This is a genomic window from Ectopseudomonas chengduensis, from assembly GCF_900102635.1.
GTDB classification, from domain to species: Bacteria; Pseudomonadota; Gammaproteobacteria; order Pseudomonadales; family Pseudomonadaceae; genus Aquipseudomonas; species Aquipseudomonas chengduensis.
Map to the genome: position 1 here is coordinate 913,228 of NZ_FMZQ01000001.1, position 26,285 is coordinate 939,512.

Sequence of the window (26,285 nt, forward strand, 5' to 3'; positions counted from 1 at the left end):
CCGCCGCGAGCTTGGTGCACGTGGTGCACCCTACAAGAGAAAGCCCGCATCTGCGGGCTTTCTCTTAGAAGCGGAAGACTTCCGTATCGATCTTGATCGGTTCCGCCACCGGAATCTTCGGCCCGGCAGCGGCTGGGTCCTGCGGTTTGGCTTTGGCCACTGGAGGCTTCTTGCGCGGCGGCTCGGGGGTAGGCTCGGCTGCAGCGATGGGTTGAATGGCCACCGCCAGTTCAGCGGCCAGGCGCTGCAGCAGGGTGCTCTGCGCCTTGACCTGTTCGGCCAGAGGGCCGTTGTGCGGCTCTTCCAGGCGGATCAGACGGCTGTCGCGTAGCTGCCCGCGGCGGTCGAGCAGGCGCCATTGCGCCTCCAGTACGGCCGGCTGGGTTGGCCCGGAGTCCAGGCGGGTGATGGTCAGCATGACCTGTGCATCGGCACTGAAGCCTGGTGCCGCCGGCGCCAGAACCAGGCGCTGGCTGTCCAGGCGCCAGGCCAGCTGGCGCAGCATCTGCTGGTCGATGTCATTGGCCAGGCCGCTGGCCCAGCGAGCGTCCTGAGCTGCGACCAGGCTGCCGTCGGCCTGACGCTGCAGCAGATTCTGCTGGCGCAGGTAGTCGGCCACGCTGATCGGGCCGACCAGCACGGTCACGCCATTGTCCTTGGTCGGCGTCACGGCCTGGCCGCTGTCAAGTTGGTAAAGGGGAACCGGCTTCTGCTGCAGCAGACTGCAACCACTCAATGCGAGCAGCGTGGTCAGAAGCAGCGCCATAGGGCGTACTACAGTCATCATTAATTCCAGGCAGCCGCTTCTGGGGCAGCTGCATATCGATCCCATATCATGCTGTGGGGTCATTTGTGCATGACCCGGGGCGCGTATCATCCGTCAAACCGCGCTACGACTCCAGCCTTGCCTGCTGGCTGGTAGCGCGGATATCCCGGACGAACGGGGCGTGTTACCGACGCTATTCCACCAGCAGTTGGTCGACGCGTTGGAATCCTCGCGGCAGCTTGTTGCCGCGGCGGCCGCGCTCGCCCTTGTAATGCTCGAGGTCGTCGGCTTTGAGTGTCAGGGTACGCTTCCCGGCCTGCAAAACCAAACTGGCGCCGCTGGGCAGCACGGCCAGATCGGTCAGATATTCCTCACGCGAGGCTACGCGCTCGCCGGGAATGCCGATGATCTTGTTGCCCTTGCCTTTACCCAGTTGCGGCAGATCGGTGACCTTGAACAGCAGCAGGCGACCTTCGGTAGTCACCGCGGCCAACCAGTCGTCTTCCAGGTTACTGACTGGCTTGGGTGCGACCACCTTGGCACCGTTGGGTAGAGTCAGCAGCGCCTTGCCCGCCTTGTTCTTGGCCTGCAGATCCTCACCCTTGACCACGAAGCCGTAGCCAGCGTCGGAGGCGATGACGTACAGGGCGCTGTCTTCCGGCAGCATCACGCATTCGAAGGTCGCCCCTGGTGGTGGCGTCAGACGACCGGTCAGTGGTTCGCCCTGGCCGCGTGCCGACGGCAGGCTGTGGGCGGCGAGCGAATAGCTCCTGCCTGTGGAGTCGATAAACACCGCGTACTGGTTCGAGCGCCCCGGCGCGGCGGCCTTGAAGCCGTCGCCAGCCTTGTAGGACAGGCCGGTGGCGTCGATGTCGTGACCCTTGGCGCAGCGCACCCAGCCTTTTTCCGAGAGCACCACGGTAACCGGCTCGGTCGGCATCAGCTCGGTTTCCGAGAGGGCCTTGGCCTCGGCGCGGGCGACGATCGGCGAGCGGCGGTCATCGCCGTACTTCTCGGCGTCCTCGATGATTTCCTTGCGTACCAGCTTCTTCAGCTTGGCTTCGCTGCCGAGCAGGGCCAGCAGTTTCTCGCGTTCCTTGGCCAGTTCGTCCTGCTCGCCGCGGATCTTCATCTCTTCCAGGCGCGCCAGTTGGCGCAGGCGGGTGTCGAGGATGTAGTCGGCTTGCACGTCGGTGAGGCCGAAGCGCTCCATCAGCACCGGCTTGGGCTGGTCCTCGGTGCGGATGATGCGGATCACCTCGTCGAGGTTGAGAAAGGCGATCAGCAAACCTTCCAACAGGTGCAGGCGCTTTTCCACCTTGTCCAGGTGGAACTGCAGGCGACGGCGCACGGTGCCGACGCGGTACACCAGCCACTCGGTCAGCAGGGTGCGCAGGTCCTTGACCTGCGGCTTGCCGTCGAGGCCGATGACGTTGGTGTTGACCCGGTAGCTCGATTCCAGATCGGTGGTGGCGAACAGGTGGGTCATCAGTTCGTCGGCATCGACGCGGTTGGAGCGCGGGATGATGACGATGCGCGTGGGGTTCTCATGGTCGGATTCGTCACGCAGGTCGGCGACCATCGGCAGCTTCTTGGCCTGCATCTGCGCGGCGATCTGCTCCAGTACCTTGGCCCCGGACACCTGGTGCGGCAGGGCGGTGACGACGATATCGCCGTCCTCGATGCGATAGACGGCGCGCATGCGTACCGAGCCGCGGCCGGTCTCGTAGATCTTCAGCAGATCGGCCTTGGGCGTGATGACTTCGGCTTCGGTGGGGAAGTCCGGCCCCTGAATGTGTTCGCACAGCTGCTCGACCGTGGCGCCCGGCTCGTCCAGCAGGCGTACGCAGGCGGCCGCTACCTCGCGCAGGTTGTGCGGCGGCACGTCGGTGGCCATGCCCACGGCGATGCCGGTGGTGCCGTTGAGCAGCAGATTGGGCAGGCGCGCCGGCAGCGTCGCCGGCTCGTTCATGGTGCCGTCGAAGTTGGGTACCCAGTCGACGGTGCCCTGGCCGAGTTCCGAGAGCAGCACTTCCGAATAGCGCGACAGGCGCGCTTCGGTGTAGCGCATGGCGGCGAAGGACTTGGGATCGTCCGGTGCACCCCAGTTGCCCTGACCGTCCACCAGGGTGTAGCGATAGCTGAACGGCTGCGCCATCAGCACCATGGCTTCATAGCAGGCGCTGTCGCCGTGCGGGTGGAACTTACCGAGCACGTCACCGACGGTACGCGCGGATTTCTTGTGCTTGGAGTCGGCGTCCAGGCCCAACTCGCTCATGGCGTAGACGATGCGCCGCTGCACCGGCTTCAGACCGTCGCCGATGTGCGGCAGGGCGCGATCCATGATCACGTACATGGAGTAGTTGAGATAAGCCTGCTCGGTGAAATCGGCGAGGGACCGGCGTTCAACGCCTTCCAGGCTCAAATCGAGGGATTCGCTCATGCGGGCCTCATTGCAAGGTTGATTGGCGCAGCACCAGGGTGCCGCCCTTCTGATTGAATTCGAGTTGTTTCAGGGCGCTCATGCCCAGCAGCACTTCGTCGCCGTCCATGCCTGGGGCGATCAGTGCGGCGACGTCACGCAGTTCGATATCGCCCAGGCGCAGTCTGTCCAGACGTGTGCGATGCCCGGTGGCACGGCCGTTGGCCGTGCTGATGATGATCGGCGCGCCGCGTTGCAGGCCAAGACGCTCGGCCACCGCGCTGGGTATTGCCACCTGGGTGGCGCCGGTGTCGAGCAGGAAGGTCACGTCATTCCCATCGATCTGGCCATTGACCAGGTAGTGACCCTGACGACTGCTGGCCAGGCTCACCTCGACGAAACCATCGCCATGCACCGACTGCGGTGTCTGGTTGGGGTTGCGCTGGCGATCTTCCCAGTTACCGAAGAAGTGCGTGGCCAGCAGCAGGCCGGCGCCCCAGGCGAGCACCAACATCACTCGTCCGGCACGACGGCCCGGCGTCTGTTCGCTCACGGGCGCCGGCTCCAGCCGCCCTTGGGCGCGGCAAAACGCCAGACGATGGGACGCTCTTCGCCATCGGCGCGGGTCTGGCTGCCGTTGTCGACGCCGATCCAGGCGCCATCCTTGTCGATCCACAGCGCTTCGGCCATGCCGTAGTCCGGTGCGTAGCGGCGTGGTTCGCTCAGGGCTTCGCTGGCGAAGGACCAGCAGATCTCCGCGACACCGTCGCTCAGTGTGCGCCGGCAGATACGGTGGGCCTGACGCTCAAGGGTAAAGAGCTTTTCACCGAAATAGGCCAGGCCGGAGAAGTCGCGTGGTGCCATATGGCCGCCGAGCGCTTCGGGCGACGCTTCGTCACCGCTTTCGCTGGTCAGCACGCAGCCGCCGGTACAGCGCCAGCCGCTGCCGCGACGATGCAGTACAGTGAGGCCGCGGCGGCGCTGTTCGGCAGCCAGCCACAGGCGATCACCGGCCGGATCGATGGCGATGCCTTCGAAACCCTGGTTGAAGTGCAGCAGCATGCCGCTGGCGCGAGCCTGGCGCACCAGTCCGCTGGGCAGGTTGAGCCACTGCGCATTGCCGTTGCTGCTCACCTGCAGCACGGCGGCGCGGGTTTCGCTGATCAGGTAACGGTTGCCTTGTGCGTCGCACGCCAGGCCCTCGAAATCCAGTGCGCCACCGCGTACCAGGCCGGCCACCCAGTTGCGCATGCGCAGGCCCCAGGGCAGGGCGCTCTCGGGCGGTTCGGGGGCGACGAAGGTTTCTGCTTCGGCGCGCAGCAGCCCTTCCTCTCTGTGCAGTTGATAGAGGCGGTCGTCGTCACGGTCGGAAACCGCCCACAGCGTTTCGCCGCACAGGGCCAGGCCGGACAGGTTGCCGCCCGGCATTTCCGTCACCGGGTATTCGGCCTCCAGCTTGAGCTCTTCCAGCACCACTGGCTCGGCGTTCGCGACGCCGGCCAACAGACCGAGTGCAAGGAGGTGATTACGCATCAGGCCAGTACCTCGGCCAGGTTGCCCTTGGTTTCCAGCCAGCTCTTGCGATCACCGGCGCGTTTTTTCGCCAGCAGCATGTCCATCACTTCGCGGGTGCCTTCGAAATCATCCAGGGTCAGTTGCACCAGACGTCGGGTGTTGGGGTCCATGGTGGTTTCGCGCAGCTGCGGCGGGTTCATCTCGCCGAGGCCCTTGAAGCGGGTGACCTGTGGCTTGCCGCGACGTTTCTCGGCCACCAGGCGGTCGAGGATGCCGTCGCGCTCGGCGTCGTCGAGGGCGTAGAAGATCTCCTTGCCCAGATCGATGCGGTACAGCGGCGGCATGGCCACGTAGACGTGACCGGCATCCACCAGCGGGCGGAAGTGACGCACGAACAGGGCGCAGAGCAGGGTGGCGATGTGCAGGCCGTCGGAGTCGGCGTCGGCAAGGATGCAGATCTTGCCGTAGCGCAGCCCGCTCAGGTCGCTGGAGCCGGGATCGATACCGACGGCCACGGCGATATCGTGTACTTCCTGTGAGGCCAGGACTTCGCTGCCGTCCACTTCCCAGGTGTTCAGGATCTTGCCGCGCAGCGGCATGATGGCCTGGAACTCCTTGTCGCGTGCCTGCTTGGCGCTGCCGCCGGCGGAGTCACCCTCGACCAGGAACAGCTCGCAACGCAGCGGGTTCTGCCCCGCGCAGTCGGCCAGCTTGCCGGGCAGAGCCGGGCCTTGAGTGATCTTCTTGCGCTCGACCTTCTTGCCGGCCTTGAGGCGGCGGCCGGCGTTGCTGATGGCCAGTTCGGCCAGCGCCAGGCCGGTTTCCGGATGGGCATTGAGCCACAGGCTGAAGGCATCCTTGACCACACCGGAGACGAAGGCGGCGGCTTCGCGCGAGGACAGGCGCTCCTTGGTCTGGCCGGAGAATTGCGCGTCCTGCATCTTCATCGAGAGAACGAAGGCAATGCGTTCCCAGACATCTTCCGGGGCCAGTTTCACGCCACGCGGCAGCAGGTTGCGGAACTCGCAGAACTCGCGCATGGCATCGAGCAGGCCCTGGCGCAGGCCGTTGACGTGGGTGCCGCCCTGCGCGGTGGGGATCAGGTTGACGTAGCTTTCCTGCACCGCGTCGCCGCCTTCAGGCAGCCACAGCAGGGCCCAGTCCACGGCTTCCTTGTTGCCAGCCAGGCTGCCGACGAAGGGCTCGGCCGGCAGCCGCTCGAATTCGCTGACGGCATCGACCAGATAGGAGCGCAGGCCGTCCTCGTAATGCCACTCGACCTTCTCGCCCGAGGCTTTGTCTTCGAAGCTGACGTTCAGGCCCGGGCAGAGTACGGCCTTGGCCTTGAGCACATGCTTGAGGCGGCTGATGGAGAACTTGAAGGAGTCGAAGTACTTGGCGTCCGGCCAGAAATGCACGCTGGTGCCGGTGTTGCGCTTGCCGACGCTGCCGATGACTTCCAGCTCGCTGGCCTTGAAGCCGTCGGCAAAGCTCATCTGGTATTCGTTGCCGTCACGCTTGACGGTGACCACCACGCGGGTCGACAGGGCATTGACGACGCTGATGCCGACGCCATGCAGACCACCGGAGAACTGGTAGTTCTTGTTGCTGAACTTGCCGCCGGCATGCAGCTTGGTAAGGATCAGCTCGACGCCCGGTACGCCTTCTTCCGGGTGGATATCCACCGGCATGCCACGGCCATCGTCGAGCACTTCCAGCGAATTATCCTCGTGGAGGATCACCTGGATCGACTTGGCGTGCCCGGCCAGGGCTTCGTCGACGCTGTTGTCGATGACTTCTTGGGCCAGGTGGTTGGGGCGTGTGGTGTCGGTGTACATGCCCGGGCGCTTGCGCACCGGGTCGAGGCCGGAAAGGACTTCGATGGCGTCTGCGTTATAGGCGTTCTGCTGGGCCATAGGGTCTCTTGGTCGTCAATTGAATGCGGAAAAGTCGGTATCGCGCCAAAGTGTGGCGTTAATGCCGGCAAAAGCGAAGAGTGTCGGCAGGCGTTCGGCGAAGCCCTGGAAGCCGTGGTCGCCCCCGGCCTGGATGCGCAGGGCGCAGGCGCGGTAGTAACGCTCGGCGTCACGGTAGTCGAGGGTTTCGTCGCCGGTCTGTAGCCAGATCTGGTAACGCGCCGGGTCGTTCGGCGCTGCAACGTCGAGTTCGGCCAGCGCGTGGACGTGATCCTCGGTGAGGTCCCAGGTCTCGTCGCTGTAGTAATTCTTCTGTGGGCCCAGGTAGCCGTCGAAACGCAGGTGCGGCTGCACGGCCGGGTTGATCAGCAGCGCCTTGAGTCCATGCTGTTCGGCCAGGTAAGTGGCGTAGTAGCCACCCAGGGAGCTGCCCACCAGCACCGGCGCCCCGAGTTCGCTGATCAGCGCCTGCAACTGGGCGATGGCCTGGCGCGGATGATGATGCAGGGCAGGTACGCGCAACTGGTTTTCCAGGCCCAGGTGGGCCATGGCGCGGCTCAACTGGCTGGCCTTGTGCGAGGCTGGCGAGCTGTTCAGGCCGTGTATATAGAGGATGGATGCGGTCATGGAGCGGGAGGCTACTCGTCCGGGGCCTCAAGCTGCAAGCTTCAAGCTGATTGGGGGTATGTCAGTAACCCTTGACGCTGTAGTCCACTTCGAAGTGGATGCCGGTGACGCGCGATACACCGGTGTCCAGCCTGCCGTCGGCATGCAGGCGCAGCCAGCGATAGCCGGGGGCTTCGCTGTCCACCTGAAACACCTCGCTGCCCGGCGCGAACTGCACGCAGGTCGAAGGCGAGGCGAGCAGGCGCAGATTACCGCGCTGCTGGTCGAACTCCTGATGGATATGCCCCCAGAGCACGGTGCGTGCCTGCGGGTAGCGGTCGAGCACGGCGAACAGGGCGTCGGGGTTGCGCAGGCCGATGGGTTCCATCCACTTGCAGCCGATGGAGACCGGATGGTGGTGCAGGCAGATCAGGTGATGGCGCTGCGGCGCTTCGCTGAGGGCGCGTTCGAGCAGTTCGAGTTGACTGTCGGCAAGAAAACCGGGCACCGCGCCGGGGATCGATGAATCGAGCATGACGATGCGCCAGGCACCAAGGTCGATCACCGGCTCCAGCAGCTCGCTGCCCTGGCAGGCGGCCTGCATGGGAGGGATTTCGTCATGGTTGCCGGCCAGCCAGCGGGTTGGTGCGTCGATGGCTGAGGTGAGTTGGCGAAAACGCTGATACGACGCTTCGCTGCCATCCTGCGAAAGATCTCCTGTAGCCAGAATCAGGTCGATCTGCGGCTGTTCCTGCAGGACCCGTTCGATCACCCGCTGCAGGCTGTCGCAAGTATCCATGCCCAGCAGCTTGCCGTCCGCTTCGGCGAACAGGTGACTGTCGGACAACTGCACCAGCAGTACCGAGGAATCAGTGGATTGGGTGGGCAGGCTCGGCAAGACCATCTCCTAGGGCGCAATCGGGTGAATTATGGTGGTTGCCGCAGCAAAGGGAAAACCCGGGAAGCGGACGCAGGTCACAGAAAAAACGCCAGAAGCGCTTTTTGCCATCGTTCGCGACAGTCGTCAGGCAGGGCGGGCCGCCCAAACAATACGACGCCGCGCTATCGGCCAGGCATCGAAAAGCTTGATCGCCGCCTTACATCACCGGCTGCGGTTCATGCCCGCAGGCCAGGCAATGGCTCAGCCATTCGCCGAGGAACAGGTTGAGCTGACTCTTTTCGTCCGGTTGATGCATCGCCGCGTTGGGGTAGGGGTAGCGAATATGCAGGCGACGTGCGTTCTCTGCGCTGACGACCTCGGCCATGCGCGCGTCGTGATAGACCCGCACTTCCAGCTGCGGCACCGGTAGCCAGGGCAGGCTGTGTTCCTGGCGCACGCACAGGGTGGTGGTGTAGGGGCAACTTTCCAACACGTCCAGCGCCAGCACGCCGAGCAGATGCTCACCCTGGCTCAGCGCCACGCGGCGGCTTTCCGTGTGCTCACGCATGTTCGGCAGCAGGCGCATCAGGCGCGCGTAGTTGGCCTCGCAAGCCGCTTGCAGCTCGACCAGGTCGACCCGATAGCGCTCGCGTAGCAGATTCACGACCACATCCCCCGCACTTCGTCGCGGTTCAGCGCCAGCCATTGCAGGGCGATGATGCTGGCGGCGTTGTCGATACGCCCGTCGCGCACAGCGGCCAGGGCATCCTCCAGGGGCATCACCTGTACCCGGATGTCCTCGCCTTCCTCAGGCAGGCCATGCACACCGCCGGCACCCTCACTGCTGCAGCGACCAACGAACAGATGCACGCGCTCGTCCGAGCCACCCGGCGAAGGGTAGTACTGGGTGATCGGCCACAGCGACGTCAGGGGCAGATCGGCTTCCTCGATGGCTTCGCGACGCGCGACCTCCTCGGGCTCCTCGTCCTTGTCGATCAGACCTGCGACCAGCTCCAGCAGCCAGGGGTTGGCGCTCTTGTCCATGGCACCGACGCGAAACTGCTCGATCAGCACCACTTCGTCGCGCTGCGGATCGTAAGGCAGCACGCACACGGCGTCGTGACGCACGAACAGCTCGCGGGTCAGCTGCGGGCCCATGTTGCCGGCGAACTGGCGATGGCGCAGCTTGATCCGGTCGAGGCGGTAGAAGCCGCGAAAGCAGTTCTCGCGCTCGATGATGTCGATGTCGTCTTTGCCCATGGCAACTCCCCAGATAGTCGTAACGGGCCAAGCTCAGACTGTGTGAAAACTACTGCGCTCGCTCATGCTGCGTTAAAAAACGGCTCAAAATGCTCATTTACAACTCGTAAACTGCGCTTTTCGCCGTTCTATGCCTTGCCTGAGCTTCGCACGCTACGTTTTCACACGGCCTGATGCGGCCCGTTACCTGTCACACTAGCGAGCATAGCGCTGCCAGATCAAGCTTCCATGACTGCCTGCTACACGCGTTGGTAGAGTTGGCTGCCTTGCGCCTTGAATTCCTCGGCCTTGGCCTGCATGCCTTGCTCGGCATCCAGATCGACGGCGTCGATGCGCTGCTCCTTGGCGTACTCGCGCACTTCCTGGGTGATCTTCATCGAGCAGAACTTCGGCCCGCACATGGAGCAGAAGTGTGCCACCTTGGCCGAATCCTTCGGCAGCGTCTCGTCGTGGAAGGCGCGGGCGGTGTCAGGATCCAGGCCGAGGTTGAACTGGTCTTCCCAGCGGAACTCGAAGCGCGCCTTGCTCAGGGCATTGTCACGGATCTGCGCGCCCGGATGACCCTTGGCCAGGTCGGCGGCATGCGCGGCGATCTTGTAAGTGATGATGCCGGTCTTCACGTCATCCTTGTTCGGCAGGCCCAGGTGCTCCTTGGGCGTGACGTAGCAGAGCATGGCGCAGCCGAACCAGCCGATCATCGCTGCGCCGATGCCGCTGGTGATGTGGTCGTAGCCCGGTGCGATGTCGGTGGTCAGCGGGCCGAGGGTATAGAACGGAGCCTCGTCGCAGCATTCCAGCTGCTTGTCCATATTCTCCTTGATCAGTTGCATCGGCACGTGGCCAGGGCCTTCGATCATGCACTGCACATCGTGCTTCCAGGCGATCTTGGTCAGTTCGCCGAGGGTTTCCAGTTCACCGAACTGCGCTTCGTCGTTGGCGTCGGCAATCGAGCCCGGACGCAGGCCATCGCCCAGCGAGAAGCTGACATCGTAGGCCTTCATGATTTCGCATATGTCTTCGAAATGGGTGTAGAGGAAGTTCTCTTTATGGTGCGCCAGGCACCACTTGGCCATGATCGAGCCGCCGCGCGAAACGATGCCGGTAACGCGCTTGGCAGTCATTGGCACATAGCGCAGCAGTACGCCGGCGTGGATGGTGAAGTAGTCCACGCCCTGTTCGGCCTGTTCGATCAGGGTGTCGCGGAACAGCTCCCAGGTCAGGTCTTCGGCAATGCCGCCGACTTTTTCCAGCGCCTGATAGATCGGCACGGTGCCGATTGGTACCGGCGAGTTGCGGATGATCCACTCGCGGGTTTCGTGGATGTGCTTGCCGGTGGACAGGTCCATCACCGTGTCCGAACCCCAGCGGATGCCCCAGGTCAGCTTGGCCACTTCTTCTTCGATGGACGAGCCGAGCGCCGAGTTGCCGATATTGCCGTTGATCTTCACCAGGAAGTTGCGGCCGATGATCATCGGCTCCAGCTCCACGTGGTTGATGTTGGCCGGAATGATGGCGCGGCCACGAGCCACTTCGCTGCGCACGAACTCGGGGGTGATCTCTTTCGGGATGGCAGCGCCGAAGCTGTGCCCTGCGTGCTGTTCGTTGAGCAGACCGGCTTCACGCGCCTCGGCCAGCTTCATGTTTTCGCGGATGGCGACGTATTCCATCTCGGGCGTGATGATGCCCTGCTTGGCGTAATGCATCTGGCTGACGTTGTGCCCAGCCTTGGCTCGGCGCGGGTTGCGCACGTGGGCGAAGCGCATCTTGGTCAGCTCGGCATCGTTCAGGCGGCGCTGGCCGAACTCGGAGGACAGGCCCGGCAGTTTCTCGGTGTCACCGCGGTCTTCGATCCAGGCGCTGCGCACGTCGGCCAGGCCCTTGCGCACGTCGATGCTGACGTTCGGGTCGGTGTAGGGGCCGGAGGTGTCGTAGACGGTGACCGGGGCGTTGATCTCGCCACCGAAGTCGGTCGGCGTCACGTCCAGGCTGATCTCGCGCATCGGCACGCGGATGTCCGCTCGTGTGCCTTGTACGTAGACTTTCTGCGAACGGGGGAAGGGTTGTACCGACTGCTGGTCGACCTGGGCGCTTTCGCTCAGGTTCTTTTGTTGTTGTGTGCTCATCAAGGCTCTCTCCGGGATAGATGTCGGAGTTGGAACCTGAGCGGACGAAGGGCGCGAGATACACCGTGGGCGGTGCCGAGAGGACTCGCCGGTACGCTGGCGAGGACATCTTGTTCCCTACGCAGGCCTTAACCTGATCAGGTTCAACGGGATCCGGCAGCTGCCAATCTCAGCCCCGCATTTGGGGCACCCCGACAAGAACTCGGGCAGTCTAAACAAGCTGGTGGGAGAAAACCAACTCGGCGGTCAATAAATATCGACCCGTGCGTCGGAAAGCGACTGCTCGCGCTACTGGTGGCGGATTGTTCCCGACGAGCAACATAGCTTGCCGCCAGCTAGACTGATGCCGTCCATGGCGCGCTTGACCCCCGACTGTGGCGACCCGTAGCCTTGCCGATTACCGCCTATTCAAGGATCGACATCCATCATGTTGCGCAGACTATCCCTGGCAATCGCCGTGGCCGCCGCTTCGGTGGCTCTGGTTCAGGCCGAAGAGGCCTCGCTGTCGAGCAAGACCGACCTGGTCACCGTGTATCAGGAAGCGGCGAAGAACAATGCCGATATCGCCGCCGCGCGCGCCGATTATCAGGCGCGCCGCGAAGTCGTACCGCAGGCGCGTGCAGGGTTGCTGCCCAACCTGTCCGCTGGTGCCAATTACGGCGACACGCGTACCGAGGTCGATTCGCCCAGCGTGACCCTCTCGCGCAGTGGCCTGGTCTATCAGGCCAACCTCAGTCAGCCGCTGTTCCGTGCCGACCGCTGGTTCCAGTTGCAGGCTGCCGAGGCCACCAGCGAGCAGGCTTCGCTGGAGTTGTCTGCCACTGAGCAGAATTTGATTCTGCAGAGTGCCGAAACCTACTTCGCCGTGCTGCGTGCGCAGGACACCCTGGCTTCGACCAAGGCCGAAGAGGCGGCATTCAAGCGTCAGCTGGACCAGGCCAACGAGCGTTTCGATGTCGGTCTGTCCGACAAGACCGATGTGCTCGAGGCCCAGGCCGGTTTCGACACCGCCCGCGCCAATCGCCTGCTCGCCGAGCGCGCAGTGGATGACGCCTTCGAAGCCCTTGTGACCCTGACCAACCGCGATTATCTGGCCGTCGAGGGGATCGTCCACACCCTGCCGGTGCTGGCGCCGACGCCGAATGATGCCAAGGCCTGGGTCGACACCGCCGCGGCGCAGAATCTCAACCTGCAGGCCAGCCTTTACGCTGTGACGGCTGCCGAAGAGAACCTGCGCCAGCGCAAGGCCGGTCATGCGCCGACCCTGGATGCCGTGGCCAGCTATCAGCAGGGTGATAACGACAGCCTGGGGTTCACCAATTCCGGCTCCTTTGGTGCGCCGCGTTACAGCGGTGACGTGTCGCAGCGTTCCATCGGTCTGCAATTGAACATCCCGCTGTACAGCGGCGGTCTGACCAGCTCGCAGGTGCGTGAGGCTTATCAGCGCCTGGGCCAGACCGAGCAACTGCGCGAGAGCCTGCGTCGCCAGGTGGTGCAGAACACCCGCAACCTGTTCCGCGCGGTAAACACCGACGTGGAAACCGTGCAGGCGCGTCGCCAGTCGATCATCTCCAACCAGAGCGCGCTGGAGGCCACCGAGATCGGCTATCAGGTAGGTACCCGCAACATCGTCGACGTGCTCGACGCCCAGCGTCAGCTGTACAGCGCCGTGCGCAACTACAACGACGCGCGCTACGACTACATCCTCAACAACCTGCGCCTGAAGCAGGCGGCCGGCACCCTCAGCCCAGCTGACCTGGAAGCGCTGGGCAGTTTCCTCAAGCCGGACTACAACCCGGACAAGGACTTCCTGCCGCCAGATCTGGCCTCTGCCGCCGAAGATCGCCTGCAGAACAATCAGGATTTCTGAGGCGTTCGCAGCAAACAGAAAGCCCGACTCGCGTCGGGCTTTTCATTTCGGCGATGTACCACGTAGCGCGCTGCGTGCACCGATCTGGTTGGCGGTGCGCTACCCGTGTTTGAGCCGAGCTAAATCAGTCGTAGCCCGGATGCAATTCGGGGAATTGCCTGCGTGATGCTTGTCCCGGATTGCATCCGGGCTACAGAAGACGCTGCAAGCCCTCCAGCAAGCGCTCCAGCGCGCCCTGGTTGGCCTTGAGCACGCTAAGGCCGGCCTGGCTCATGCGCAGCATCTCGCTCGGTTCGTTCAGCAGCGCCGCAACCTTGTCCGCCAACTGCATGGCGTTTTCCACTTCGCTCATGGCGCCGGCTTCACGCAACTGTGCGGCGATTTCCAGGAAGTTGAACAGATGCGGGCCGCTCAGCACCGGCTTGCCCAGTGCTGCCGGCTCCAGCAGGTTATGGCCGCCATTGGCCACCAGGCTGCCGCCGACGAAGGCGATATCCGCCAGCGCGTAGAGAAACAGCAGCTCACCCATGGTGTCGCCGAGCAGCACCTGGTCGCTGGTTTGCACGGCTTCAGCCGTGGAGCGGCGGCGAGTGGTCAGCCTTTCACTGATGCACAGTTCATGGACCGAGTTGAAGCGTTCGGGGTGACGTGGCACCAGAATCAGCAGTGCATCCGGTCGCGTCTCCAGCAACTGGCGATGGGCGGCGAGGACGATCTCGTCTTCGCCGGCATGGGTGCTGGCAGCGATCCAGACAGGTCGAGTCGTTGCCTGCCATTGCTGGCGCAACGCATCTGCGCGTTGCAGCAGTTCGGCGTCGATCTTCAGGTCGAATTTGATCGAACCGGTGACTTCCACGCAGCCAGGGCGAGCGCCGAGATCGAGAAAACGCTGCGCCTCGGTCTGGGTCTGCACGGCGATCAGCGACAGTTCGCCGAGCATTGGTGCGGTGAGTTTGCCAAAGCGCGCATAGCCGCGTGCCGAGCGCTCGGAAAGGCGCGCATTGGCCAGGGCTACGGGAATGTTGCGCTTGGCGCACTGATGGATGTGGTTCGGCCACAGCTCGGTTTCCATCACCACGGCTAGACGTGGTTGTACGCGATCGAGAAAACGCGCGGCAGCCCAGGGCAGGTCATAGGGCAGGTAGCAGTGCTGCACGCTTTCACCGAACAGCGCCTGGATGCGCTCGGAGCCGGTCGGTGTCATGCAGGTCACGGTGATCGGCAGTTCGGGATAGCGTGCCTGAAATGCGCGAATCATCGGCGCGGCGGCAATGCTTTCCCCGACCGATACCGCGTGTACCCAGATGCCGCCAGGTTTCATTGCCGGCAGGCCGAGGGAGAAGCGTTCATTGATACGCCGGGCATAAGCCGGCGCCTTGCGTGCGCGCAGGGCCAGACGCAGGGCAATCAGGGGCAGGGCCAGGTGCAGCAGCAGGGTGTAGAGGAGTCTGTTCATGGGGGCGCAGCTTATCGCCGCCGGTCATCCTCTGGAAGCGTGATCATGCCTGCGGGCGCAGCAGTTCACGCGCCAGGCAGTCGGCCAGCCAGTTGGCAGCAGGACCGAGCGCGCCGTCGCGACGGCAGACCAGCTCCACTACCAGTGGTAGTGGCGCCCAGTCGCTGCGCAGTTCCTGCAGGTGACCCTGGTAGGTCGGGTACTGCGCTACATGGCGGGGTAGCCAGGCCCAGCCAACGCCACGTATCACCAGCTCGGCCATCACGTAGAAGCTGTCGGCGCGCCATACCAGCGGACTGATCTGCTCGCCGCCGGGGTATTGGCTGTCCTGCGGCGTCATCAGCAGTTGGCGATGTTCGGCCAGGTCGCGACGTTCCACGCTGTCGAGTTCGGCCAGCGGGTGGTGCGGGCTGCACACCGTGACCATCTCGATGGTGCCCAGGCGCTGGCTTTCCAGCGCGCGTGGCATCTGTTCGTGATGAAACAGCAGGCCAAGATCGGCCTGATGCTGCAGCAGCTTGCGCGCCACGTCGCCCTGGGCGCCGCTGGAAAGCTGCACTTCAAGCAGGGGAAAGGCAGCCGCCAGGGCTTCCAGGCTGGCCAGCACCGGCTGGTAAGGCATGGCCTCGTCCTGCGCCAGACGCAGGCGCGCCTCCTCGCCACGTGCCAGGCCCAGCGCGCGACCATCGAGGCGCTCGCACTGCTGCAACACGCTGCGGGCCTGCTCCAGCAGCGCCGCGCCTGCCTCGGTCAGCTCTGGCTGGCGACCGCTGCTGCGTTCGAAGAGGGTGACGCCGAGATCGCTTTCGAGCAGGGCGATGGCGGTGCTGACCGCCGATTGCGCGCGTCCGGTCTGCCGAGCTGCAGCAGAAAAGGATCGGCTCTCGGCGGTACGGACGAATAGTTGCAGTTGATCGAGATTCCAGTTCATGGCTGACCTATCTCAAATACAGATAGGTAATGACTTTATCCCATCATGGAAGAACTTAGAATTGCGCTCATCTTTCAGGAGTCGCCATCATGCCCGGATATCTCTATCTCGCCATTGCCATCGCGGCCGAAGTGGTTGCCACCACCTCGATGAAGGCTATCGACGGCTTCAACAAACCCTTGCCGCTGCTGCTGGTGATCGGCGGTTACGCGATCGCTTTCTGGATGCTGATTCTGGTGGTGCGCACCATCCCGGTGGGCATCGCCTACGCCATCTGGGCGGGGTTGGGCATCGTTCTCGTCAGCATCGCGGCGATGTTCATCTACCAGCAAAAGCTCGATCTGCCGGCCGTGCTCGGCATGGGGCTGATCGTCAGTGGCGTGGTGGTGATTCAGCTGTTCTCGCAATCGACCGGGCACTGATGGGCCGCGGGTGAGGGAGCTGGCGGGTTATACTGCGCGCCTGTTTTTCGCCGAGGCCCGTTCATGTCCCAGTCTCTCAGCACCGATGTCCTGATCGTCGGCGGCGGTATCGCCGGCCTCTGGCTCAATGCGCGCCTGCGTCAGCAGGGTTTCGCCACCGTTCTGGTGGAGCGCGGCAGCCTGGGCGGCGGGCAGAGCCTGAAGTCGCAGGGCATCATCCATGGTGGCGCCAAATACGCCCTGCATGGCGCGCTGACCGGTGCCTCCGAGGCCATCGCCGACATGCCGCGCCGCTGGCGCGAGGCGCTGGCCGGTAACGGCGAGCTGGATCTGTCCGGTGTGCGCATTCTTTCCGACGCGCATTACCTGTGGTCGCCCGGCACCCTGGCCGGCAACCTCACCAGCTTCTTCGCCAGCAAGGCCGTTCGCGGCCGCGTCGATCAGGTCAAGGGCGAGCAATTGCCGCCGGCGCTGCAGCATCCGAAGTTCAAGGGCAAGGTCTATCGCCTCGCCGAGCTGGTGCTCGATGTGCCGAGCCTGATCGCACGCCTGGCCGAGCTGGCGGGTGACAGCCTGCTGGCCGCCGAGCGTATCGAACCGCTGCAGGGAAACGCTGAGCTGTGCGGGCTGATCGTCGATGGTCGCGAGATTCGTGCGCAGCGTGTGGTGCTCAGTGCCGGTGCCGGCAATGCCGATCTGCTCGCCGCCCTGGGCGTCGAGCAGCCCGCGCAGCAGTTGCGCCCGCTGCATATGGTGCTGGCCAAGGGGCCGGCGCTGAAACCGTTGTACGCCCATTGCCTTGGTGGCGGGCCGAAGCCTCGGGTCACCGTCACCACCCATCCGGCGGCCGATGGCCAATGGGTCTGGTACCTCGGCGGCGATCTGGCCGAAGCCGATGGCGTCGCCCGCGACGAGGCGGCGCAGATTGAGGCCGCGAAAAAGGAGATGGCCTCGCTGCTGCCCTGGGTCGACCAGAGTCAGACTCGCTGGGCCACATTACGTGTGGATCGCGCCGAGCCCGCGCAGTCGGGCCTGGTGCGTCCGGACAATGCCTTTCTCGCCGAGCAACAGCGCCTGCTGGTGGGCTGGCCGACCAAGCTGGCGCTGGCGCCGGATTTCGCTGATCGCGTACTGGCCACGCTGCAGCGCGATAATCTGCAGCCGTCCGCTGATATGCCATTGCCCGAATTGCCGCGCCCAGCCTTGGGGCAACCGGTGTGGGACGCGTTACTGCCATGAGTACATTGCACGAGCTGCATCGTCCGCTGGGCTCCACTGGCTTTCAGGTTTCGCCGCTGGGTCTGGGCACGGTCAAGCTGGGCCGCGACCAGGGCGTCAAGTACCCCAACGGCTTCACCATTCCCGACGATGCACAGGCACTGGCCTTGTTGCAGCAGGCCCGCGAGCTGGGCATCAACCTGATCGATACCGCGCCGGCCTACGGCATCAGCGAGCAGCGCCTCGGCCCGCTGCTGCGTGGCCAGCGTGATGAGTGGGTGATCGTCAGCAAGACCGGTGAGGAGTTCGAGCAGGGCCGATCGCACTTCGATTTCTCCCCCGCGCATACTCGCCTCTCGGTCGAGCGCAGCCTCAAGCGCCTGGAGACCGACCGTATCGATCTGCTGCTGGTGCACTCCGACGGCAACGATCTTGCCGTGCTGCGTGAAACAGGGGTGTACGAGACGCTGGCCGAGCTCAAGCGTGAGGGTAAGATCCTTGCCTACGGGGTTTCCGGCAAGACCGTCGAGGGCGGGCTGCTGGCGCTGGAACAAGGCGACTGCGCCATGGTCACCTATAACCTGAGTGAGCAGGGCGAGAAGCCGGTATTGGACTACGCTGCCAGTCACGCCAAGGGCATCCTGATCAAGAAGGCGCTGGCCAGCGGGCATGCCTGCCTGGCCGATGGTGTCGACCCGGTGCGCGCCAGCTTCGAGCTGATCTTCGCGCATCCGGGCGTCAGCAGCGCCATCGTCGGCACCATCACGCCCGCGCACCTGGCGGCCAATGTCGCGACTGTGGCGGCGGTTTTACAGGGCATCCGCTGAGGTCCCCGGTCACGTCCTCTTACAGCCTTGGGTTGTACTGGGTGGTCGGCTTGGGGCAGCCTTGAGCGGTTTTTGCTTCAACCTGACCCTCGCGTGAGCGCTGGCTGCCGAGCCGCCTCACGCCCAGCCGGAACAAGGAGTCGAGATGCCGCGTACGCTGATCCGCAAGGACCCGAGTAACTTCAAGACCCTGCCGCTGTTCGTCGAAGCCGGCCCTGATGGCCTGAGCTACCAGAGCCTCGGGCAGCCGCTGAATTTCCAGCAGATGCTCGAACGCCGCCGCCCGGTCGAGGTGGCGGACAGCTCGCGGTTTTCCGTCGAGCTGGCCAACCTCGGCGTCTCGGTGCGTCTGACCCTGCGCCTGCATGGCCGTGATTACTGGTTGCTAGTGCGTCAGCGGCGGCCGGATCGTGGCGATACCGTGCTCAAGCTGATTTCCGGCTATGTACCGGCGCACGAGTTGAATCTGCCGCTGCTCACCGCCATTCAGGAAGTCGCCGAGGAGTGCCTGCTGGAAAGCGCCGATGGCTGGCTGAGCGGGCGTTTCGCCGATACCTGGTTGCCCACGCCCTATCAGGGCGCGCTGCGTTATCGCGAGTCGAGTCACTTTCGCCTCAGCCCGCTGTCCGGCGCCGCGCGGCCCGTGCAGTGCGGCAACCTGACCTTGCTCGAGCGCCCGCGCGCCTACGTGCATCTGCCTACCGCATCCTTGCAGCTGGTGTATGACCTGAGCCTGGAGCTGCCACGTGATGCCCGTCAGCTGAGTCTGTTCCACGTCGATGAATGCTTGGAAGACGGCCGCCTGGTGGCGCGTCTGGAGCGTCGCCGGCCGGATATCTATCTGCTGGCATTGCAGCGCGGCGTGCCCAGCGGTGGGCTGTTCACTCTGCGCAAGGGCGAGCTGCTGCCTGCCAGCACCCGAGGGGTATGGTTGTCGGAGAGCTTTGCCGAACAGGATGGCTGGCTGGTGCGGGACGAGCGGATTCGCTGGAAAGACTGGCTGCAGCGCTACGGTGTGAAACCCCCGCAGCGGCGCGCATTGGCCAGCGCGTAGGGCGGGTGTAACCCGCCGTTGGCCGTCTGGCGGGTTGCAGCCGCCCTACATGGGCTGCGCCGTTTTCACACTCGGCTGTCGCGCATGCGCGTCAGTTGCCGCTCCAGCAGGGCGGGATAAGGATCGAGCAGGCGCTCCACGCAGCTGGCCCCTTCCGGGCTGGCAATTGGGCGGATGCGGGCGCGCTGGCGGGCCAGGGCATCCTGCGCGACGCGTTGCTCGACCAGCAGCAGATTGCGGCTGTGTTGCGACAAGGCCAGGGCGTCCAGGGCGCTGTCGCTGAGCAGCAGGTCGGCTTGACCCAGCTCTTCCAGATCACTGCCCAGGGTCAGGCCGAGCTGCAGTTGCAGGGTGATGCCGCTGTCGGCGACCTCGATCTGCAGGGCATGGCCGAGAGCGCGCATCAGCTCGCCACAGCAGATCGCGTGGGTCAGGTAATCCTCGCTGCACTCGCGCTCGTGGAACAGCATCAGGCTGCTGCCGTCCTTGAGTGTATGAAGTTGACCCTGATAGAGCGCAGCAGCCTGTTCCAGGCAACCCCGATAACGATCCAGCAGGTCCAGCAGGCGCGTGCGCGGCAGACGGCGCAGCTGCTCCTGGGCGCCGAGTTGAATGGCCAGTACGGCGCTGGCCTGCGATGGGCGCGGAGCCTTGGCGACCGGTGCAGGCGCCTCGGACTCGTCACGCAGGTCGGCAAATGGGTCATCCGGCTCTATCGTGTCAGGCCAGGGCTTGAGCGGCTCGTCATCGCCATACTCATCGCTGATGTCCGCTTCATCTAAGGCAGCATGCTCGGCCGCGATCTCCTCCTGCTCGTCGAAGCGCTCGTCGTCTTCTTCGTGCAGATAGTCTTCGCTGTCATCAAGCAGCTGTTCGTCATCCAGTTCCGGCTCGGGCTCCGGTTTTTCCGGAACCAGGCGCGCCTGCAGCTGACGCGCCAGGTCACCGATCTCGTCGTTGCGTCCGGCGCCTGGCGCAGGGTCGTCCGGGTCGCGCAACCACAGGCGCATCTGCAGCAGTGGGGTGGAAATATGCCGGCCGAGGCGCATGCTCAGCGACAGGGTCAGGGCTAGCAGAATCAGGCTGAGAATACCCATGCTCTGCAGGCTGATGGTCATCGGTTGCTGGAACTGGCTCATGTCCAGGCTGATGCGCAACTGCCCGGCCATCACTTCCTGGAAGGTGATGGAGGTGGAGTACAAACCTTCGGTTTCACCCAGCACGCTGCGTGTCGGGCGCGCGCCGGCTTCGGCGAGGATGCGACTGTCCACGCTGTAGATGGCCGCATGGGCCACCAGCGGGTTCTTCGCCAGGTTGTTCAGCAGCACGTTGAGGCTGAGGATGTCGTTGGACACCAGCAGTTCGGTGGCCGAGGCCGCCGTCTGGGTGATCAGCGCCTGACCCAGTGCATCGGCCTGCTGCTGCATGGCCTGCTTGAACTGCATGCCCATGACCCATGCATAGATGACCATCGCCAAGGCCACCAGCAGCAGGCTGTGGCTGGCGATGCGCAGCACCAGAGGCACCCGCCGCTGACGCAGCGCGTGGAAGATCAGGATGAAGAAGTTATCGGGTTTGACGGGCGCGGGCCGGTTCACAGAGCACGGCTCTTGTCGACTGAAGTTGCCGCGCAGTATAGCGAGCGCCCTGGGGCGGGCAAAGCGCATGGCTGCCCGGATTGGCGGGAAACTGGGTAGAATGTGCGCCTTTTCGTCGGTCAGTGGCCAATTCGCCGCTTGCCTGCCTCAATCGTTTGCCTTGGAGGGTGCGTCTTGCGCGAAATCGTCCTGATCAATATCACCGGCGAGGATCGCCCCGGACTTACCGCAGCTATTACCGGCGTGCTGGCTCAGGGCGGGGTGAACATCCTCGATATCGGCCAGGCGGTAATCCACGACACCCTGTCGTTCGGCATCCTCATCGAGATTCCTGACAACGGCCGCTCCCAGTCGGTGCTCAAGGACCTGCTGTTCACCGCTTATGAGCTCGATCAGCAGGTACGTTTCACCCCGGTCTCCGAAGACGACTATCGCCAGTGGGTCGGTGGCCAGGGCAAGGCCCGCCATATCGTGACGCTGTTGACGCGCAAGGTCAGCGCCGAGCAGTTGCAGCGCGTCAGCGCGATCACCGCCAAGTACGGTCTGAACATCGATCACATCGACCGCCTTTCCGGGCGCATGCCGCTGGATATGCCGGCCGAACAGGGCAAGGGCTGCATCGAGTTTTCCGTGCGCGGCGAACCGGCCGACCCGGCGGCGTTGCGCGCCGAGTTCCTCAGTGTGGCGCAGGAGCTCAACGTCGATATCGCCTTCCAGCGCGACTCGGTGTTCCGCCGTAACCGCCGCCTGGCGGTGTTCGACATGGATTCGACGCTGATCGAGGCCGAGGTGATCGACGAGCTGGCCAAGGCTGTCGGTGTTGGCGAGCAGGTGGCCGAGATCACCGAGCGCGCGATGCGTGGCGAGCTGGATTTCCGCGCCAGCTTCAAGGAGCGTCTGGGCTTGCTGCAGGGCCTGTCGGAAGACGTGCTGGAAGAGATCGGGGCGTCCCTGCGTTTGACCGAAGGCGCCGAGGTGCTGTTCGCCGAACTCAAGCGCCTGGGCTACAAGACCGCGATTCTCTCCGGCGGCTTCACCTACTTTGCCAAGCAGCTGCAGGCCAAGCTGGGCATCGACTACGTGTTCGCCAATGAGCTGCAGATCGAGAACGGCAAGGTCACCGGCGTGGCCGTCGAGCCCATCGTCGACGCGCAGCGCAAGGCCGATCTGTTGCGTGAGCTGGCGCAGAAGGAAGGCTTGCAGCTGGAGCAGACCATCGCCGTCGGCGATGGCGCCAACGACCTGCCGATGCTCGGGCTGGCCGGTCTCGGCGTGGCCTTCCGCGCCAAGCCGCTGGTCAAGCAATCGGCCAAGCAGGCAATCTCCACCCTGGGGCTGGACGGCGTTCTTTATCTGCTCGGCTTTCGCGACCGTGAGGGGCAGGAATAAGCCCCGGTGTTGCGTCGGATATAAAAAAGCCGCCTGTTCAGGCGGCTTTTTCGTCCGTGGGATTTATTCGTCGCCAGCCGAGAAGTCGTAGTCCATCGACTGGCTCGGGCCCTGCAAGTAGTAGCCTTGAATGAAGTTGACCCCGGCCTGCCACAGCGTGGCCAGTACGCTGGCACTTTCGACGAAGGGCACGATGGTCAGCTTGGCCTGGGCATGCAGGCTGCTGAGCAAGGTTTTCAGCGCTTCCTGGTTCTCTGCATTGCTCAGGTCCTGGGAGAACGAGCCATCGACTTTGACGAAGTCCACTTGCAGGTGCTTGAGCGTGTTGAATGGGTTCAGCGCGCAGCCGAACTGGCTCAAGGCCACCTTGCAATGCAGTTCCGCCAGGCCCTGGGTCAGCGCCTTGGCCTGTTTCAGGTAGGCGATGGCGTCCGGTTCGCTGAACTGGAACACCAGCGAGTCCGACGGCAGGCGCGCGGCTTTGAGTGCCACGCTGAGCCAGGGCAGCAGCGTCTGGTCCTGCAGGCTGGCGCTGGACAGGTGTACGAACAGACGGGTGTTATGGCCTCTGGAGCGGTGATCGGCCAGTAGCTTGATCGAGTTGAGGATTACCCAGCGGTCGATCTTCTCGCCGAGGCCGGCATCCTTGGCGGCGGCGAGGAATTCCATTGGCGGCACCTCTGCGCCCTGCGGATTGAGAAGGCGCAGTAGCACTTCGTAGTGTTCGTGAGCATCGCCACGCAGGCTGATGATCGGCTGGAACAGCAGTCGGAAGCTGTTGTTCTCCAGTGCCTGCTGCACCATCGCCAGCAGGCTGCCGCGGTTGGCTGCTGCGGCGAGTTCATCGGCCGGGTTGAACACTTTGATGGCATTGCCGTCACTGAGCTCGTCGGCGCAGCGGTGCGCGCGATCAAGGACTTCCTGCGCCTTGGCGGTTTTCTCGCTAAGGCCGGCAACGCCAACCGACAGCGTGGTCTGCGCGGTGCGGCCGCTGACGTCGAACAGGTGGGCTTCGACCTTCTTCAGCAGGGGCGCCAGGCTGGCTTGGCACTGCTCGGGCGTCTGGCCCGGGAGCAGGGCGGCGAACACGTCGTCACCGAAGCGGGCCAGTTGGGTATCCGCCGGGAAATGTGCGCGCAGCAGGCCGGCCAGGTCGGTCAGCAGCAGGTCGATGCCGGCCAGGCCGATCTCGCCCTGCATGCTGGCATAGCGGTCGACACGGATGTACGCCAGGGTCGAGGGTTGACCGGTGTTGACGGCGCGCTCGGCGGCGTTGTCCATCAGCTCGAGGAAGTGGTTGCGGTTGAACAGGCCGGTGACCAGATCCTGGCTGCTGATCTCGCGCAGTTTTTCTTCCAGTTCGGCATTGGAGGTTTCCGCGCGGATCACCACCTGAATGCACGGTTCGCCATCATAGGTGGCAGGGGAGAAGGTCATTTGCGCGGCGAAGCTGCTGCCATCGGCGCGTACGCCCTGGCAATTGAGCTCGGCATTGCCTTCGGCGCTCTGGTAGTTCTTCAGGAAATCCTTGAACGCAGCGTGATCGGCGCTGGCGATCAGGTCGATCATCGGCATGCCTTCGAGCTCTTCGCCATCTTCGTAGCGGAACAGCTCCAGGTACGCGCGGTTGGCGTAGATGTGCATGCCGTCGTGGACATAGGTGATGGCGTCTACCGAGCTTTCCAGCAGCAGCTGGCAGCGCTTCTCCGCTTCGCGCAAGGCCACTTCGGCGGCACGGCGGGCGCGACGTTCCTCGAGGTTGGCCAGCTCGCGCTTGGCCACCAGCACCAGGCGCTCGTCCTCGCCTTGCGGCAGGGCGTCTTGCGCGCCGAACAACAGGGCTTCGGTGATGATCTCGGAGTCATTCTCCTCGACCAGCTGGATGACGGGGATGTCCTTGGCCTGACGGCGGATGGCACTGATCGCCTCGCCAGGATCGAGATGCTCGCTGCTCGCTGCGCAGATCAGCAGGTCCCAGGTCTGTTGCAGTGTCTCTGCCAGGTCTTCGCTGGAGGTCAGACGATGCACACGAGTGGCATGCCCGGCGTTGCGGAACAGACTGACTAGGCGCTCTGCTTCGTTCTGCGAATCTTCGAGAATCAGCAGGCGGATGGTTTTTTTTTCGATGGCCATAGAGGGGTCATTACCGCGCCGAACGGACGCGAAAAGGCGACAAATGGTGAGTTCGCCGGAGCCTACAGCGACTTCCAGAGCGAGTCAAAATCTTCCTCCCCCGCAGGCTTCTGGCTTTGCGAGGCTGTGACCGGTGTCCCGGGCGCACCTTCCTCTTCGCCTACGCGGCGATACTCGAACTGGCTGAAGCTGCCGGTGCTGACCTGTCTGCGGGTCAGCAGCGCGCGGTGTTCTTCGCCGTGGTCGTTGATCAGGACCTTGCTGCCCTCCTGGAATGGCAGGCGTGGGGTGATCAGGCTGGCGGGACGAGAAATGGCGCTGATTTCCGGTAGCAGCAGGGCGCGCAGGTACTGGCTGTTCTGCTCGGCTTTGCGTAGCAGTTGCAGGCCGCAGGGGCGTGCGTGCGGCGCGATCAGCTCGATACCCATCTGCGTGCCGCCGCCGCGCACCTGGCGAATCCAGCGCACGATGGCCACGCTCCAGCCCTGACTGGGGTTGTCTTGTACGCCCAGCAGTTCACCGGCCTGCAGCTGGCTGGGGACGTCCTTGGGCCAGGACAGGCAATAGCCACCTGGGCTGTGATTGACGATGGGCAGGGGGAAGGTCGGGTAACTCTCGCCGTTGTTCTCAGGCTGCGCCTGTTCACCGGGGGTTACCTTGGTGTACTGAATCTCTTCGAAGTGGATTTCGTCAGCCGCATTGCGCTGGGCATCGAAGGCGTTGGACCAGACATCAGGCTCGCCCGTGGAAGGCTTGAATACCGCAGCGCCCAGCTCGACCGGACGTTTGAGTACTTCAGCGAACGAGCAGCATCCGGAGAGGAAGAAATGCAGCGCGGTCATACCGATGCACAGGGTCAGGCTGCCTTGCCCCGGCGTGCGCTGGAAGGTGCGCTCGGCGATGTCGCCCCAGGCTGCGGCAACATGCTGCAGCAGATCGAGGGTGATGCCTTCCGGAATCATCAGGCGCGATTTGCTGCGCTCTTCTTCCGGGAGTTCCAGATACTCCTTGATGGCATCGACCAGCGGTTGCGTATCGATGCCCAGCAGGTTGTGCAATTCGCTGCTCTGGTACAAGGACTTGTAGCGTGGCGGGCCGTCGATCTGCGGCGCCAGTACGAACAGGCTGTCGGCATGGTCGCCTGGCTGCAGCTTGACCTGCGCGCTCCAGGGCTCCAGTGCTTCCGCCAGGCGGGCGATGCCGTTCTGGCGCATCTGGTTGGTGCGCGCGCAGCCGAGTAGCAGTGCGGTCACGTAGGTCTGCTCGGTGCTCAGGCCCTGAGTATGGCGTGCCAGCGGGTCGCGAATGACCTGGCGCTGCAGGCGCTGCTCGCAGGCAATCTGATAGAGCTGGTGCAGCTCCAGCCAGAGCCCTTCCGGAACCGGGCAGTAGAGCTGACTGGCACGGATCAGCGGGCTGCACAGGCTGTGGCTGGCGCGCTGCAGGGAGACGGCGAGCAGCTGGTCGCGATCCTTGCCGCTGCGGGCGATCACGCGGGAAATGATCAGCTTGTAGCCGACAGCCAGGTGGTTCTGCAGCGCCTGGCACAGGTTGGCCACCTTGCGCGGGCGCTCGTCGAGAACGATGGCCTGGTTGAGAAAGTGACGCTCCAAGTGTTGGCAGACGAAGCTGACTTCCGGGCGCAGCAACTCGAGCAACTGCAGACGATTTTCCGAAGGGGTGAGGAATTGATTGAGTTCCACCAGGCTCTGATACAACTGACGTGCAGTTTCACCGATGTTCGCCTTGGGCAGGCCTGCGATCCAGCGTTTCAGATCACGGGGGCTGCCGTCGCAGAAACTGAGGCTCTGCTTGCTCGGCGTGGGAACGCGCAACAGTTGAAGGTGGGTACTCTGTCTATCCATCAAACTCGGATACTCCGGCCACGCAATACCAAGC

Annotated in this window: 21 protein-coding genes and 1 riboswitch; of the genes, 6 read left to right on the forward strand and 15 right to left on the reverse strand. The window is 64.0% G+C overall.

Translation table 11 applies throughout. The features are described 5' to 3' along the window. Positions 1-64 precede the first annotated feature (64 nt). From BLS08_RS04150 to thiC, 10 genes are all read right to left on the reverse strand, one after another. Positions 65-787 (reverse strand): PqiC family protein, encoded by a 723-nt coding sequence (locus BLS08_RS04150; RefSeq protein ID WP_055984288.1) that lies wholly within the window; start codon positions 785-787, stop codon positions 65-67. 172 nt (positions 788-959) lie between these two features. Then, positions 960-3,209, reverse strand: coding sequence for a DNA topoisomerase IV subunit A (parC, locus tag BLS08_RS04155; protein ID WP_055984285.1), 2,250 nt, complete (start codon positions 3,207-3,209; stop codon positions 960-962). Positions 3,210-3,216: 7 nt separating this feature from the next. After that, positions 3,217-3,702 carry a retropepsin-like aspartic protease family protein gene (locus BLS08_RS04160; protein ID WP_186351334.1) on the reverse strand — a complete coding sequence of 162 codons (486 nt, stop codon included), beginning with the start codon at positions 3,700-3,702 and terminating at the stop codon, positions 3,217-3,219. Positions 3,703-3,737: 35 nt separating this feature from the next. Further along, positions 3,738-4,721: an esterase-like activity of phytase family protein gene (locus BLS08_RS04165; protein ID WP_055984279.1), complete on the reverse strand. Its 984-nt coding sequence runs from the start codon at positions 4,719-4,721 to the stop codon at positions 3,738-3,740. Beyond that, positions 4,721-6,619, reverse strand: a complete 1,899-nt coding sequence (parE, locus tag BLS08_RS04170) for a DNA topoisomerase IV subunit B (protein ID WP_017678635.1) — start codon at positions 6,617-6,619, stop codon at positions 4,721-4,723. Before parE ends, BLS08_RS04165 begins: the two co-directional genes overlap by 1 nt. A 15-nt stretch (positions 6,620-6,634) precedes the next feature. Further along, a complete protein-coding gene (locus tag BLS08_RS04175; RefSeq protein WP_017678636.1) occupies positions 6,635-7,246 on the reverse strand; it encodes a YqiA/YcfP family alpha/beta fold hydrolase in 612 nt (203 codons plus the stop codon). Between the two features lie 61 nt (positions 7,247-7,307). Continuing rightward, positions 7,308-8,129, reverse strand: coding sequence for a 3',5'-cyclic-AMP phosphodiesterase (cpdA, locus tag BLS08_RS04180; protein WP_394327930.1), 822 nt, complete (start codon positions 8,127-8,129; stop codon positions 7,308-7,310). 193 nt (positions 8,130-8,322) lie between these two features. Beyond that, complete coding sequence (locus BLS08_RS04185; protein WP_021487849.1) at positions 8,323-8,775, reverse strand: DUF1249 domain-containing protein; 453 nt, start codon at positions 8,773-8,775, stop codon at positions 8,323-8,325. Further along, positions 8,766-9,365, reverse strand: coding sequence for an NUDIX domain-containing protein (locus tag BLS08_RS04190; RefSeq protein WP_021487850.1), 600 nt, complete (start codon positions 9,363-9,365; stop codon positions 8,766-8,768). Before BLS08_RS04190 ends, BLS08_RS04185 begins: the two co-directional genes overlap by 10 nt. Positions 9,366-9,604: 239 nt before the next feature. Further along, a complete protein-coding gene (gene thiC / locus BLS08_RS04195; RefSeq protein ID WP_090336059.1) occupies positions 9,605-11,488 on the reverse strand; it encodes a phosphomethylpyrimidine synthase ThiC in 1,884 nt (627 codons plus the stop codon). A gap of 97 nt (positions 11,489-11,585) precedes the next feature. Continuing rightward, a riboswitch (TPP riboswitch) is annotated at positions 11,586-11,692 on the reverse strand. A gap of 223 nt (positions 11,693-11,915) precedes the next feature. Here thiC and BLS08_RS04200 point away from each other — a divergent pair. Further along, positions 11,916-13,358, forward strand: a complete 1,443-nt coding sequence (locus BLS08_RS04200; RefSeq protein ID WP_090336060.1) for a TolC family outer membrane protein — start codon at positions 11,916-11,918, stop codon at positions 13,356-13,358. 190 nt (positions 13,359-13,548) lie between these two features. Here the strand turns inward: BLS08_RS04200 and waaA are convergent, their stop codons facing one another. Both waaA and BLS08_RS04210 read right to left on the reverse strand, forming a co-directional pair. Continuing rightward, on the reverse strand, positions 13,549-14,814 hold the full coding sequence (gene waaA, locus BLS08_RS04205; RefSeq protein ID WP_090336062.1) for a lipid IV(A) 3-deoxy-D-manno-octulosonic acid transferase: 1,266 nt from the start codon (positions 14,812-14,814) through the stop codon (positions 13,549-13,551). A gap of 43 nt (positions 14,815-14,857) precedes the next feature. Next, the gene (locus tag BLS08_RS04210; RefSeq protein ID WP_045733937.1) at positions 14,858-15,745 is read right to left on the reverse strand and encodes a LysR family transcriptional regulator; all 888 of its coding nucleotides are present in this window, start codon (positions 15,743-15,745) and stop codon (positions 14,858-14,860) included. Positions 15,746-15,834: 89 nt separating this feature from the next. On the opposite strand from BLS08_RS04210, the gene BLS08_RS04215 reads away from it, so the two are divergent. The 4 genes from BLS08_RS04215 to BLS08_RS04230 all read left to right on the forward strand — a co-directional run bounded on the left by BLS08_RS04215 (position 15,835) and on the right by BLS08_RS04230 (position 19,266). After that, the gene (locus BLS08_RS04215; RefSeq protein ID WP_021487855.1) at positions 15,835-16,167 is read left to right on the forward strand and encodes a DMT family transporter; all 333 of its coding nucleotides are present in this window, start codon (positions 15,835-15,837) and stop codon (positions 16,165-16,167) included. 63 nt (positions 16,168-16,230) lie between these two features. Beyond that, entirely contained in the window at positions 16,231-17,406 is a 1,176-nt protein-coding gene (locus BLS08_RS04220; protein ID WP_090336064.1) for an NAD(P)/FAD-dependent oxidoreductase, read from the forward strand. Continuing rightward, positions 17,403-18,212 (forward strand): aldo/keto reductase, encoded by an 810-nt coding sequence (locus BLS08_RS04225; RefSeq protein WP_090336066.1) that lies wholly within the window; start codon positions 17,403-17,405, stop codon positions 18,210-18,212. The genes BLS08_RS04220 and BLS08_RS04225 overlap by 4 nt, the downstream gene beginning before the upstream one ends. Positions 18,213-18,357: 145 nt before the next feature. Beyond that, positions 18,358-19,266, forward strand: a complete 909-nt coding sequence (locus BLS08_RS04230; RefSeq protein ID WP_090336068.1) for a metal ABC transporter ATPase — start codon at positions 18,358-18,360, stop codon at positions 19,264-19,266. Between the two features lie 65 nt (positions 19,267-19,331). On the opposite strand, the gene BLS08_RS04235 is transcribed toward BLS08_RS04230, so the two are convergent. After that, positions 19,332-20,864 carry an AhpA/YtjB family protein gene (locus BLS08_RS04235; protein ID WP_090336070.1) on the reverse strand — a complete coding sequence of 511 codons (1,533 nt, stop codon included), beginning with the start codon at positions 20,862-20,864 and terminating at the stop codon, positions 19,332-19,334. 174 nt (positions 20,865-21,038) lie between these two features. Between BLS08_RS04235 and serB the strand changes: the two genes are divergently transcribed. After that, positions 21,039-22,253: a phosphoserine phosphatase SerB gene (gene serB, locus BLS08_RS04240; RefSeq protein ID WP_090336072.1), complete on the forward strand. Its 1,215-nt coding sequence runs from the start codon at positions 21,039-21,041 to the stop codon at positions 22,251-22,253. Between the two features lie 63 nt (positions 22,254-22,316). Here serB and BLS08_RS04245 read toward each other — a convergent pair whose 3' ends face one another. Next, positions 22,317-24,386, reverse strand: coding sequence for an EAL domain-containing protein (locus BLS08_RS04245; protein WP_090336074.1), 2,070 nt, complete (start codon positions 24,384-24,386; stop codon positions 22,317-22,319). Between the two features lie 62 nt (positions 24,387-24,448). Continuing rightward, positions 24,449-26,251, reverse strand: a complete 1,803-nt coding sequence (locus BLS08_RS04250; RefSeq protein WP_017678650.1) for a hypothetical protein — start codon at positions 26,249-26,251, stop codon at positions 24,449-24,451. Between the last annotated feature and the right edge of the window lie 34 nt (positions 26,252-26,285).